Source organism: Kaistia defluvii (assembly GCF_040548815.1).
Lineage (GTDB): Bacteria > Pseudomonadota > Alphaproteobacteria > Rhizobiales > Kaistiaceae > Kaistia > Kaistia defluvii_A.
Map to the genome: position 1 here is coordinate 37,588 of NZ_JBEPSM010000002.1, position 12,734 is coordinate 50,321.

The 12,734-nt window shown below is 65.9% G+C and carries 14 protein-coding genes; 12 read left to right on the forward strand and 2 right to left on the reverse strand.

What is annotated here, in order from left to right:
• Positions 1 to 106: 106 nt before the first annotated feature.
• Positions 107 to 337 carry a hypothetical protein gene (locus ABIE08_RS13215; protein ID WP_354551741.1) on the reverse strand — a complete coding sequence of 77 codons (231 nt, stop codon included), beginning with the start codon at positions 335 to 337 and terminating at the stop codon, positions 107 to 109.
• Between the two features lie 150 nt (positions 338 to 487).
• Here ABIE08_RS13215 and ABIE08_RS13220 point away from each other — a divergent pair, with 150 nt between their 5' ends.
• A complete protein-coding gene (locus ABIE08_RS13220; protein WP_354551742.1) occupies positions 488 to 940 on the forward strand; it encodes a PPC domain-containing DNA-binding protein in 453 nt (150 codons plus the stop codon).
• 57 nt (positions 941 to 997) lie between these two features.
• On the opposite strand, the gene ABIE08_RS13225 is transcribed toward ABIE08_RS13220, so the two are convergent.
• Positions 998 to 2,428 (reverse strand): aldehyde dehydrogenase family protein, encoded by a 1,431-nt coding sequence (locus ABIE08_RS13225; RefSeq protein WP_354551743.1) that lies wholly within the window; start codon positions 2,426 to 2,428, stop codon positions 998 to 1,000.
• A 401-nt stretch (positions 2,429 to 2,829) separates the two neighbouring features.
• Between ABIE08_RS13225 and ABIE08_RS13230 the strand changes: the two genes are divergently transcribed.
• From ABIE08_RS13230 to ABIE08_RS13280, 11 genes are all read left to right on the forward strand, one after another.
• Positions 2,830 to 3,048, forward strand: a complete 219-nt coding sequence (locus ABIE08_RS13230) for a hypothetical protein (RefSeq protein ID WP_354551744.1) — start codon at positions 2,830 to 2,832, stop codon at positions 3,046 to 3,048.
• 374 nt (positions 3,049 to 3,422) lie between these two features.
• Entirely contained in the window at positions 3,423 to 3,512 is a 90-nt protein-coding gene (locus ABIE08_RS13235; protein ID WP_266330635.1) for a K(+)-transporting ATPase subunit F, read from the forward strand.
• Positions 3,513 to 3,561: 49 nt separating this feature from the next.
• Positions 3,562 to 5,265 (forward strand): potassium-transporting ATPase subunit KdpA, encoded by a 1,704-nt coding sequence (gene kdpA, locus ABIE08_RS13240; RefSeq protein ID WP_354551746.1) that lies wholly within the window; start codon positions 3,562 to 3,564, stop codon positions 5,263 to 5,265.
• Positions 5,266 to 5,274: 9 nt separating this feature from the next.
• Positions 5,275 to 5,460, forward strand: coding sequence for a hypothetical protein (locus tag ABIE08_RS13245; RefSeq protein ID WP_354551747.1), 186 nt, complete (start codon positions 5,275 to 5,277; stop codon positions 5,458 to 5,460).
• Between the two features lie 42 nt (positions 5,461 to 5,502).
• The gene (kdpB, locus tag ABIE08_RS13250; RefSeq protein WP_354551748.1) at positions 5,503 to 7,575 is read left to right on the forward strand and encodes a potassium-transporting ATPase subunit KdpB; all 2,073 of its coding nucleotides are present in this window, start codon (positions 5,503 to 5,505) and stop codon (positions 7,573 to 7,575) included.
• Positions 7,576 to 7,587: 12 nt separating this feature from the next.
• Positions 7,588 to 8,157, forward strand: coding sequence for a potassium-transporting ATPase subunit KdpC (gene kdpC / locus ABIE08_RS13255; protein ID WP_354551750.1), 570 nt, complete (start codon positions 7,588 to 7,590; stop codon positions 8,155 to 8,157).
• A gap of 67 nt (positions 8,158 to 8,224) precedes the next feature.
• Entirely contained in the window at positions 8,225 to 10,927 is a 2,703-nt protein-coding gene (locus tag ABIE08_RS13260; protein ID WP_354551751.1) for a sensor histidine kinase KdpD, read from the forward strand.
• On the forward strand, positions 10,924 to 11,616 hold the full coding sequence (locus ABIE08_RS13265; RefSeq protein ID WP_354551752.1) for a response regulator transcription factor: 693 nt from the start codon (positions 10,924 to 10,926) through the stop codon (positions 11,614 to 11,616). Before ABIE08_RS13260 ends, ABIE08_RS13265 begins: the two co-directional genes overlap by 4 nt.
• A 63-nt stretch (positions 11,617 to 11,679) precedes the next feature.
• Positions 11,680 to 12,132: a PTS sugar transporter subunit IIA gene (locus tag ABIE08_RS13270; protein WP_354551753.1), complete on the forward strand. Its 453-nt coding sequence runs from the start codon at positions 11,680 to 11,682 to the stop codon at positions 12,130 to 12,132.
• A gap of 74 nt (positions 12,133 to 12,206) precedes the next feature.
• On the forward strand, positions 12,207 to 12,524 hold the full coding sequence (locus ABIE08_RS13275; protein ID WP_266330643.1) for a plasmid stabilization protein: 318 nt from the start codon (positions 12,207 to 12,209) through the stop codon (positions 12,522 to 12,524).
• A 46-nt stretch (positions 12,525 to 12,570) separates the two neighbouring features.
• Complete coding sequence (locus ABIE08_RS13280; RefSeq protein ID WP_354551755.1) at positions 12,571 to 12,723, forward strand: hypothetical protein; 153 nt, start codon at positions 12,571 to 12,573, stop codon at positions 12,721 to 12,723.
• Positions 12,724 to 12,734: the final 11 nt, after the last annotated feature.

Here is a 12,734-nt window from a genome sequence, read left to right on the forward strand (position 1 = left end):
TTTTACGAGCGTATCCGAGGATTGGATGCGCGCGGGGTTGTATCAGGACAATTAAAGCCCGCCCTCCCTCGGTAAGGCAGGCCTCTGAATCAATGCCCAACCCTGTCTACGAGTCGCGTTCGTTCCGCTGGAGGCGCTCGGCTTCCTCGATCTCACGGCGTACCGTATCGGCGACGGGCTCGCCCAACGGGTCGTCCCCGACGGTCCCTTCGCCCTTTTCGAGGCGGTCGATCCGCTCGGCTTTTTCGCGCGCCTCGGCTTCGCTGCCCGGCTCGGGCTTGTTCGCTTCGTCTTCCACCAACGGGAGAATCGGCGGTACCAGCGGCATATTGGACATGATGGCCTCCTTCGCGAGGGTTATGGGAGGCAACGGAGAGCGCGGGGCAGGGTTCCGCGCCCCGCCGCGCGATCTTCAGCGCGGCAACGTTCCCTGGCCCGCTGGCGTTGGCCGAACGGGGCGTGTGCTAAGCCGGAAAAGGAGGCGAGCTTGCAAAGCAAACTGATCCATGAGGCGGACGGCCAGAAAACCTACGCCGTGATCCTTTCGGCGGGCGACGAGGTGATGGCCTGCCTCCAGGCCTTCGCCGTGGAAGCCGGTCTTTCCGCCGCCAGTCTGAAGGCAATCGGCGCGTTCGAACGCGCGGAACTCGCTTTTCTCGACTGGCAGACCAAGGAATATTCGACCATCCCCGTGAAGGAGCAGGTCGAGGTTGCCTCGCTGATCGGCGACGTCGCGCTTGGGCCGGATGGAAAGCCCGCCCTGCATCTGCATGCGGTGCTGGGACGCGCCGACGGATCCGCCCTCGCGGGGCATCTGAAGAGCGGCGTCGTGCGCCCGACTCTCGAGATCATCCTGACGGAATCGCCCGCCCATCTGCGCAAGCGCGAGGATCCGGAAAGCGGGCTAACCCTGATTTCGCTGGCCGCCAGCAGCGGGTAGAGCGGACCGATCTTTAGCGGAAAAGGGGGAGCCGATGCGATCGGCTCCCCCTTTTGCTTAAGCCGCCTCGTAGCCGAGGATGCCCTTGGTCTCCAAGAAGTCCTCGAGGCCGTATTCGGCATATTCGCGGCCATTGCCGGACTGCTTGTAGCCGCCGAACGGAATGCCCGAATCCCAGGCCGGATAGTTGATGTGGACGGCGCCGGCCCGCATCTTCGCGGCGGCGTCACGGGCCGTCTGCAGATCGGCCGACTGGATATAGGCGGCGAGGCCGTAGACCGTGTTGTTGGCCTCCTCGATTGCTTCCTCGACGCTGTCATAGGGCAGGATCGACAGCACCGGCCCGAAGATCTCTTCCTTGGCGATGCGCATGTCCGGCGTCACGTCGGCAAAGATGGTCGGGCGGATATAATAGCCGCGATTGAGATCGGCCGGACGGCCGGGACCGCCGGTCACCAGCGTCGCGCCTTCGGCGATGCCGCTTTCGATCAGGTTCTGGATCTTGTCGTACTGCACCTGGCTGACCACCGGGCCGAGCTTGGTGTTCGGCGCATCGGCCGGGCCGACGACGAACTTTTCCGCCGCTTCCCGAGCGTAGCCGATCACCTCGTCCTGGCGCTCGCGCGGCACGAACATTCGCGTCGGCGCGTTGCAGGACTGGCCGCTATTGCCGAAGCAATTGGCGACGCCCTTCGGCACGGCGACGGAGAAATCGACGTCCGGGAACAGGATGTTGGCCGACTTGCCGCCAAGCTCCTGCGCCACGCGTTTCACCGTGTCGGCTGCGGCCTTGGCCACCAGGATGCCGGCGCGCGTCGAGCCGGTGAATGACATCATGTCGATGTCGGGATGGCTGGAAAGCGCCTCGCCGACGGTCGGGCCGTCGCCATTGACCAGGTTGAACACGCCCGGCGGAACGCCGGCCTCGTCGAGGATCTCCGCGAAGATGATGGCGTCGAGCGGTGCGATCTCGCTCGGCTTCAGGATCATGGTGCAGCCGGCGGCCAGCGCCGGGCCGACCTTGCAGGTGATCTGGTTGAGCGGCCAGTTCCAGGGCGTGATCAGGCCGACGACGCCGATCGGCTCCTTGACCACCAGCGAGGTGCCCTTGGGATGCTGGAACTGGAAGTCCCCGAGAACCTCGATGATCTTTTCGAGATGCGCGCGGCCGATGCCGACCTGGCTGTCGAGCGCGAAGGGACGCGGCGCGCCCATCTCGCGCGAAATCGCATCGGCGAGGTCGTCGGCGCGCTTGTTGTAGACGGCGAGGATGCTGCGCAGCAATTCGAGCCGCTCGGCCGGCTTGGTGAAGCCGAAGGTGGCGAAGGCGCGCTTGGCGGCGGCCACGGCCTTGTCGACATCGGCCTTCGAGCCCAGCGAGATCTGCGCGAAGGCGTCCTCGTTGGAGGGATCGATCACGTCGATGACCTTGGGGACGACGGGGTCGACCCAGGCGCCGTCAATATAGAACTGCAGATTATGCGACATCGAAAATCCTCCCGTTGATCCGGCTCGCTTATAGTTTGGCGATGGACCCTGCCATGTTCAACCGGATATCGGCCGATCGGCCGAGGAAGCGCCTGGCGGTGAACCAGGCGGCCGGCTTGGCAAGATCGTTCCGTCTCGGGATGTCGCCTCCGCAAGATGCGAGCCGCGCTTGCTATGGCGCTGGCAAGTCGAACCGTGATTCCGGGATGTAAAATTAACGAAGTCGAATCTTTTCTATATGATATTTTTATAGAGTTGCTGCGCCAGCCCGATCGAGAACCTATGCGGTTCGATCTACCTTTTCTGTGTCGCAGCGACGCGCCGCCGATTTCGCGTCCGGATCCTCCGGCCGCCTTCGGCGCGAAGCGCGTTGGCATGCCGACCGGACAAGGATTGGAATCATGCAGCTTCGCAGCCCCTTTGACGTCTTGCCCTCCAGCCACGATTGGCGCGGTTCGGACGCTTCGTCGCCGCGTCCCGGCCATCGCGCCGCCGGACGCTTCAGGGCGGTAGCCCTGGCGCGCCAGCATCCAGAAGAACTCGGCCTTGCCCTCCGCCTTCTCGCGGTCATGGCCTTTTTCGGCGGCATGGCCCTGCTGATGTTCTGCCTCACCGGCTGAACGCCGGCTCGACTCGCCAAGGTTCGGCGACGCCGCGGCGACGCACGCCAATGCGACCGGACAGGCAGTGCCGCGGGGCCGGATTCCTATGGGATCTTTATATCTTGGCTCCCCGGCCTCTCTCGAACGCCTATGCGGTTCGGGGCCATATTCCCGTCGTCCTTCGATCCAGCCGAGCGATCCGGCAAACGTGGATGCGCAGGCTTTGCCTGTCGTTGCACGGCATCGATATTCGAAATTGGCAGGGGGATGGGCTGAACACTGCAAGGAGTCATGATTATGGATTTCATCGTCGTCGGGATGGGCGTCCTGTTCTTCGCCGCATCCCTCGCTTACGTGAAACTCTGCCAGAAATTGTAGAGCCGGAGCCGACCATGCTTGTCGATTACATTCTGGGCGGCGCCGTGACGGTGTTCCTGCTCGTCTATCTCACCTACGCGCTGGTGCGCCCGGAACGGTTCTGATCGCCAGCGCGATCCCCGTTCGAGACGCCATTCTCGGAAAGCACGTCCCATGACCGTCAACGGTTGGTTACAGATCCTGCTCTTCTGCGGGATCATCCTCGCGCTCGTGAAGCCGCTCGGCGGTTACATGACCCGCGTCTTCAACGGCGAGCGCACAATCCTCTCCTTTGTCTTCGGGCCGCTCGAGCGCGGGCTCTTCCGGCTTGCCGGCACCAGCGACCGCGAGGAGCAGCACTGGACGACCTACACCGGTGCATTCTTGCTGTTCAACTTAGCCGGCTTGCTTTTGCTCTATGCGATGCAAAGGCTGCAGGGTGGGCTGCCCTACAATCCAGCCGGCATGGGCGCCGTGCCGCCGGAACTCGCCTTCAACACCGCCGCGAGCTTCGTCTCCAACACCAACTGGCAGAACTATGCCGGCGAAAGCACGATGTCCTATTTCGTGCAGATGGCGGGGCTGAACGTCCAGAACTTCGTCTCGGCCGCCTCGGGCATCGCCATCGCCGTCGCGCTGATCCGCGCCTTCTCGCGCAAGTCGGCGAAAACGCTCGGCAATTTCTGGGCCGATATCGTCCGGGCCACGCTCTACATCCTGCTGCCGATCTGCGTCATCGGCACGCTGGTGCTGGTCTGGCAGGGCGTGCCGCAGAACCTCAACGCCTATACCGTCGCGACCACGCTGGAAGGCGCGCAGCAGACCATCGCGCAGGGGCCGGTCGCCTCGCAGATGATGATCAAGCATCTCGGCACCAATGGCGGCGGCTTCTTCAACGCCAATGCCGCGCATCCCTTCGAGAACCCGACCGCGCTCGTCAACCTGATCCACATGGTGATGATCTTCGCCATCGGCGCGGCGCTGACCAACGTGTTCGGCCGCATGGTCGGCAGCGAGAAGCAGGGCTGGGCGATCCTGGCCGCCATGGGCGTGCTGTTCCTGGCCGGTGTCGTCGTCTGCTACTGGGCGGAAGCGTCGGGCAACCCGCTGGTCCATGCGCTCGGCATCGAGGGCGGCAACATGGAGGGCAAGGAGGCCCGCTTCGGCATCGTGCTCTCTGCCCTGTTCGCCGTGGTGACGACGGCCGCTTCCTGCGGCGCGGTCAACGCCATGCATGACAGCTTCATGGCGCTGGGCGGCATGATCCCGATGATCAACATGATGCTGGGCGAGATCATCGTTGGCGGCGTCGGCGCCGGCTTCTACGGCATCCTGCTGTTCATCGTCATCGCCATCTTCGTCGCCGGCCTGATGGTCGGCCGCACGCCGGAATATCTCGGCAAGAAGATCGAGGCCAAGGAGGTCAAGATGGCGATGCTCGCCGTGCTTTGCCTGCCCTTGACCATGCTCGGCTTCACGGCGATCGCGATCGTCCTGCCGACGGGCCTGGGCTCGATCGCCAATCCCGGCCCGCATGGCTTCTCCGAGGTTCTCTATGCCTATACCTCGGCAGCCGCCAATAACGGCTCGGCCTTTGGCGGCCTGTCGGGCAACACGCCCTGGTACAACGTCACCCTCGGCATGGCGATGCTCATGGGTCGCTTCCTGGTCATCATCCCGGCCATGGCGATCGCCGGTTCGCTCGTGACCAAGAAGGTCGCCCCCGCTTCGGCTGGCACCTTCCCGACGCATGGGCCGCTCTTCGTCGGCCTGCTGGTCGGCGTCATCCTGATCGTCGGCGGCCTGACCTTCTTCCCGGCGCTGGCGCTCGGCCCGATCGTCGAACACCTCGCCATGATCCAGGCGCCGGGGCTGTGAGGAAGCATCATGAGCTACCGTTCCTGGCTGGCCAGCCCGCACCTCGCCCTCTCGCTCCAATCTCCTCGCGCCGGTTTGGCGCGGGGGAAGCGGAGGGCGCCCCGCGCGTCGTCCCTGATCCTGGGGCTGACCGTGGCGATGTTCGTGCTCGCGCTGGTCGTTGACCTTTTCATCCGGTGGATCGCGGCGACCTGAAGGTCCAACCGCCTGTCCCGGAACTTCATGCTGGAGTCTCTGATGAGCCAGTCCAAATCCGCGAGCATAATGGACGCTCGCATCCTCGTTCCCGCCATAGGCGGCGCGTTCCGCAAGCTGGATCCGCGCAGCCTGGCGCGCAATCCCGTGATGTTCGTCGTGGCCGTCGTCTCGGCCCTGACCACGGTGCTGTTCCTGCGCGATCTCGCCACCGGCGGCGCCAATCTCGGCTTCTCGCTGCAGATCGTCATCTGGCTGTGGTTCACCGTGTTGTTCGCCAATTTCGCCGAGGCCGTCGCCGAAGGGCGCGGCAAGGCGCAGGCGGAATCGCTCCGTCGTACTCGCACGGAGACGCAGGCCAAGCTGCTTTCGGGCAACGACCCCGCCACCTTCAAGCTGGTGCCCGGCACCAGCCTTCGGGTCGGCGACGTCGTGCTGGTGGAAGCCGGCGACATCATCCCGTCCGATGGCGAGGTCATCGAGGGCGTCGCCTCGGTCAACGAGGCGGCGATCACAGGTGAATCCGCGCCGGTGATCCGCGAATCCGGCGGCGACCGCTCGGCCGTCACCGGCGGCACGCAGGTGCTGTCCGACTGGATCCGCGTCCGCATCACGGCGGCCGCCGGCTCGACCTTCATCGACCGCATGATCGCCCTGGTCGAGGGCGCCGAACGACAGAAGACGCCGAACGAGATCGCGCTCAACATCCTGCTCGCCGGCATGACGCTGATCTTCGTGCTCGCCGTCGTGACCATCCCGAGTTTTGCGAACTACGCCGGCGGCTACATTCCGGTCGTCGTGCTGGTGGCGCTGTTTGTCACCCTGATCCCAACGACGATCGGCGCGTTGCTCTCGGCGATCGGCATCGCCGGCATGGACCGGCTGGTACGCTTCAACGTGCTCGCCATGTCGGGCCGCGCTGTCGAGGCGGCCGGCGACGTCGATACGCTGCTGCTCGACAAGACCGGCACGATCACCCTCGGCAACCGCCAGGCGACCGAGCTTCGCCCGGTGCGCGGCGTCACCGAGCCGGAACTGGCCGACGCGGCGCAACTCGCCTCGCTTGCCGACGAGACGCCAGAGGGCCGCTCGATCGTCGTGCTCGCCAAGGAGAAATACGGCATCCGCGCCCGCGACATGCAGAGCCTGCATGCGACCTTCGTGCCGTTCACGGCGCAGACCCGGATGAGCGGCGTCGATCTCGACGGGTCGTCCATCCGCAAGGGCGCGGTCGACGCCGTGCTGAAGCATGTCGACCAGGCGAGCGCGGCTACCGGTGGTAACCGCGCCAGCACCAGCACGATCCGCGAACTCCAGACCATCGCCGACGAGATCGCCAAGACCGGCGGCACGCCGCTGGCCGTGGTCAAGGATGGCCGCCTGCTGGGCGTCGTCCACCTCAAGGACATCGTCAAGGGCGGCATCCGGGAGCGTTTCGCGGAGCTTCGCCGGATGGGCATCCGCACGGTGATGATCACCGGCGACAACCCGATGACGGCAGCGGCCATTGCGGCCGAGGCCGGCGTCGACGACTTTCTGGCTCAGGCCACGCCCGAGATGAAGCTCGCTCTGATCCGCGAGGAGCAGGCCAAGGGCAAGCTGGTGGCGATGTGCGGCGACGGCACCAACGACGCCCCGGCGCTGGCGCAATCCGATGTCGGCGTGGCGATGAATACCGGCACAGTGGCGGCGCGCGAGGCCGGCAACATGGTCGATCTCGACAGCGATCCGACCAAGCTCATCGAGATCGTCGAAATCGGCAAGCAGTTGCTGATGACGCGCGGCGCGCTCACCACCTTCTCGATCGCCAACGACGTCGCCAAGTATTTCGCTATCATCCCGGCGATGTTCCTGGCCTTCTACCCGCAATTGGGCGCGCTCAACATCATGGGTCTTTCCACCCCGCAGAGCGCTATCCTGTCGGCGATCATCTTCAACGCGCTGATCATTGTCGCGCTGATCCCGCTCTCGCTGCGCGGCGTCAAATACAGGGCCGTCGGCGCCGGAGCCCTGCTGTCGCGCAACCTGCTGATCTACGGCGTCGGCGGTCTCATTGTGCCGTTCGCCGGCATCAAGGCCATCGACATGGCCATCACGGCCCTCGGCCTCGTCTGAAGGATATCTGTCATGTTGAAACAGCTACGCCCTGCGATCCTGATGATCGTCGCGCTCACCGTGATCACCGGCCTGATCTATCCGCTGGGGATGACCGGCATCGCCCAGGCGCTGTTCCCGCGCCAGGCCAATGGCAGCCTGATCGAGCGCGATGGCAAGGTCGTCGGTTCCGAACTCATCGGCCAGGGTTTCACCACCGACCGCTACTTCCACGGCCGCCCCTCGGCCGCCGGCAAGGGCTATGACGCAGCGGCTTCCGGCGGATCTAATCTCGGCCCGAGCAATCCGGCGCTGATCGAGCGCATCCAGGCCGACGCGGAAAAGCTGAAGGCGGAAAACCCCGGCGCCGCCGTGCCGATCGACCTGGTCACCACCTCGGGCAGCGGCCTCGACCCCGATATCTCGCCGGAGGCCGCCCTGTTCCAGGTGCCCCGCGTCGCCAAGGCGCGCGGGCTGGACGAGGTCACCGTGAAGGCGCTGGTCACGGCGCATGTCGAGGACCGGCAGCTCGGCTTCCTGGGCGAGCCGGTCGTCAACGTGCTCGCCTTGAACCTTGCGCTGGACGCAGCCGGCGCGCAATGACAGGCAGGGGCCGGTACCAGCGCCCCGGCGCCGGTTCCGGCCGTTTGGACAGATGGGTCAAGATTGGATGCCTGACGACAGTCGAGACGCACCGAACCGGCCATCGCCGGAGGCGCTGCTGGAGCGGGCGACGCGCGAGACGCGCGGCCGGCTGAAGATTTTCCTCGGCGCCGCGCCCGGCGTCGGCAAGACCTACGAGATGCTGATGTCCGGCCGGGCCCGCAAGGCGGACGGCGTCGATGTCGTCATCGGCGTGGTCGAGACGCATGGCCGGGCCGAGACGGAGGCGCTGGTCGAGGGCTTCGAGGTCGTTCCGCGAAAGACGGTCGATTATCGCGGCCGCGTGCTCGAAGAGATGGACCTCGACGCCATCCTGGCGCGCCGGCCGGCGCTGGTACTGGTCGACGAGCTCGCCCACACCAATGCCGAGGGCAGCCGCCACCCCAAGCGCTATCTCGACGTCGAGGAGATTCTGGCGCGCGGCATCGACGTCTACACCACGCTCAACATCCAGCATGTCGAGAGCCTGAACGACGTCGTCGCCCAGATCACCCGGATCCGGGTGCGCGAGACGGTGCCGGATTCGATCATCGACCGCGCCGACGACGTCGAGGTCATCGACCTCACCCCCGACGACCTGATCAAGCGCCTGCATGAGGGCAAGGTCTATTTCGCCGGCACGGCGAAGCGGGCGATCGAGAACTATTTTTCGCCCGGCAATCTGACGGCGCTGCGCGAACTGGCGCTTCGCCGCACGGCGCAGCGGGTCGACGAGCAACTCGTCAGCCACATGCAGGCGCACGCCATCTCCGGCCCCTGGGCGGCGGGCGATCGCGTGCTGGTCTGCATCGACGAGCAGCCGCGCGGCGTCTCACTGGTGCGCTATGCACGCCGCCAGGCGGACCGGCTGCGGGCGCCCTGGGCGGCGATCTATATCGAGACGGCGCGCTCCGCCGGCCTGTCGGAAGCCGACAAGGACCGCATCGCCGCGACGCTGCGGCTGGCCGAGCAACTGGGCGGCGAGGCGATCACGCTGCCGGGCCAGGACGTCGCCCGGGACATCGTCCGCCACGCCCTGGCGAACAATGTCACGCACATCATCGTCGGCAAGCCCGACAAGTCGCGCTGGCGCGAGGCGATCGAAGGCTCGGTGTCGCATGAGCTGATCCGGCTCGCCGGCGACATCAGCGTTCACGTCATCTCCGGCGACGATCGCGAAGCGCCACCGGCCCGGGGCGTGGCGCTGGCTGCGCCGTCCCGGTTCCGCCTGCGCCCCTATGTGCTCGGCGTCGGCTATGTCGGCATTGGGCTGGGCTTCGCCATGTTGCTGCTGCATGTGCTCGACGTGCGCAACCTGGCGCTGGTGTTCCTGATGGCGGTGCTGACCTCGGCGGTGACGGCGGGGCTCTGGCCGGCGCTGTTCACCTCGGCCGTCGCCGCGCTCGCCTTCAACTTCTTCTTCCTGCCGCCGCTCTACACGCTCAACATCGGCGATCCGGAGAGCGTGATCGCCTTCGTCTTCTTCCTCGGCGTCGCTGTTATCGCCAGCAACCTGACCGCCCGCGTGCAGCGCCAGGCGGCAGCGGCGCGCCAGCGGGCCCGCACCACCGAAGGGCTCTATCTCTTCAGCAAGAAGCTGGCCGGCGCCGGCACGCTCGAAGACGTGCTGTGGGCGACGGTCTACCAGATCGCCTCGATGCTGAAGGTGCGCGTTGTCGTGCTGCTGCCGGAGAGCGGCACGATTGCCGTGCGCGCCGGCTATCCGCCGGATGACACGCTGGTCGACGCCGACATCGCCGCCGCGCGCTGGGCCTGGGAGCACGATCGCCCGGCCGGGCGGGGCGCCGATACGCTGCCCGGGGCCCGGCGGCTCTATCTGCCGCTGCGCACCGGCCGAACGGCGGTCGGCGTCGTCGGGCTCGACGATGACGGGCAGGGGCCCTTGCTGACGCCGGAAGAACAGCGGCTGTTCGACTCGCTCGCCGACCAGGCGGCGCTCGCTATCGAGCGGATTGAACTGGTCGCCGATGTCGATCGCGCTCGGCTCGCGGCCGAGGCGGACCGGCTGCGCTCCGCGCTGCTGACCTCGATTTCGCACGACTTGAAGACGCCGCTCGCCGCCATCATGGGCGCGGCCGAGGCGCTGCGCGACTATCCCGACACCATTCCCGAGGCCGACCGGGTCGAGCTGCTTTCGACCGTCATCGACGAGTCCGAGCGGCTGCATCGTTTCATCGCCAATCTGCTTGATATGACGCGGATCGAATCCGGCGCGATGGCGCCGAATGCCTCGGCGCAATATGTCGGCGACGTCGTCGGCACCGCGCTGCGCCGGGCGGCCAAGATCCTGTCGCATCACGTCGTCGAGGTCGAGATTCCCTCGGACCTGCCGATGGTGCGGCTCGATCCCGTTCTGTTCGAGCAGGTGCTGTTCAACCTGCTCGACAATGCCGCCAAATACGCGCCGGTGGCCTCGACGGTACGGATCCAGGGCTGGGCCGATGGCGGCTCCGTGCTTCTTCAGGTGATGGACGAGGGGCCGGGCATCCCGCCCGCCGACCTTGAACGCGTCTTCGATACCTTCTATCGGGTGCGCAAGACCGACCATGTGCTGGCCGGAACGGGGCTGGGGCTTTCGATCTGCCGTGGCTTCGTCGAGGCGATGGGCGGAACGATAGAGGCCAGCAACCGTACCGACCGCTCGGGCGCGGTCTTCACCATCAAGATGCCGGTCCCGGCCGACGCCGCCACGCTGGAAGAGCTGCCATGACCAGTCCGATGGTACGAATCCTGATCGTCGACGACGAACCGCCGATCCGCCGCCTGCTTCGGGTCGGGCTCACATCCGAGGGCTTTGCCATCGACGAGGCGACCAATGCCCGCACCGCGATCGAGCATGTCGCGGCCGAAAAGCCGGACCTGATCCTGCTCGATCTCGGCCTGCCGGACATGCCTGGGCATGAGCTGATCGGCCGCTGGCGGACGGAGCTGCCGGATCTCCCGATCGTCGTGCTATCGAGCCGCACCGACGAGGCCGGTATCGTGCGCGCGCTGGAGCTCGGCGCCGATGACTACATGACCAAGCCCTTCGGCATGAAGGAACTGGTTGCGCGCATTCGCGTTGCCCTCCGCCACAAGTTGCAGCAGCAGGGCGAGAAGCCGATCTTCCAGACGGGCGAGCTTTCTGTCGATCTCGTCAAGCGGATCGTCAAGGTCGCAGACCGGGAGATCAAGCTGTCGCCGAAGGAATACGACATCCTGCGCGTGCTCGTTCAGCACGCCGGCAAGGTGCTGACCCACCAATATCTCCTGAACCAGGTTTGGGGTGGGTCGACAGATGTGCAATACCTGCGCGTCTATGTGCGCCAGCTCCGCCAGAAGATCGAACGTCAGCCGGACCAGCCCGAATATATCACCACCGAAACGGGTGTCGGTTACCGGTTGCGCGACGTCGAATGAACCGAACTGGCACAGGCCGTGCCGTGATCCGAAGCGCCCTTTGGCGCCGATGCGAGTGAGACGATGATCCTTTCCCAATTCATCAAGCCCGAAAGCGTGATGATTGACCTTCCGGCCCCGTCCAAGACGAAGCTGCTGCGCAGCCTGTCCGACCAGGCCGCGCTGGCGCTGGACCTGCCGGCGGACGACATCTTTCAGGCGATCCACAATCGCGAGAAGCTGGGCTCCACCGGCGTCGGCGAGGGCATCGCCATTCCGCATGCGCCGGTTCCCGGCCTCGAGACGCCGTTCGGCATGGTGATCCGGTTGAAGAAGCCGATCGATTTCGAGTCGATCGACGATATCCCGGTCGACATCGTCTGCCTGCTGTTGATGCCGGGCCAGAGCTCCACGACCTATCTGAACGTGCTGGCCTCCATGGCGCGCAAGCTGCGCTCGCCCAAGGTGGTCAAGTCGATCCGCCAGGCGGTGCTGACCGAGCAGGTCTATGCCGCGTTGTGCGACGAGGCGGCCTGACCGCAGGCGGCCCTGGCCGGAACCCCCGCTGCGCCGCTGCGTTGACCCCCGGTTGAAGCAAACGGAGGTGCGTCATGCCCCGGGGCGACAAATCGAAATACACCGACAAGCAGGAACGCAAGGCCGATCATATCGCCGAAGGCTATGAAGAGCGCGGCGTTCCCGAGAAGGAAGCGGAGCGCCGCGCCTGGGCCACCGTCAACAAGGACGATGGCGGCGGCAAGAAATCCGGCTCCGGCCGCGGGGCCGACACCGGCCATCCCGCCGCGCATAAGGGCGGCGAAAAAGGCGGGGCCGCTTCGGCAGCCCGTCCAGCAGCCGATCGATCGGCCGCTGCCAGGAAGGCCGCAGCCACCCGAAAGCGCAATGCGGAGCATCGGGCGCATGGTTGAGCGCACGGTTATCGGTCCCAATTCCCCACGACAGAAAGAGGCAATCATGGACCGGCGAGTAGGACAGTCTACCGAAGAACACGCGACCACCACCGAAGCCCGGCAGGCCGTTGCGCCGCATCGACTGCGCTACATGCTGGTGGCCGGCATCGCGGCGGTGGTGCTCGGCTTCCTCGCCGTCTATTTCATGATCCAGTAGCCGCCGAGGTC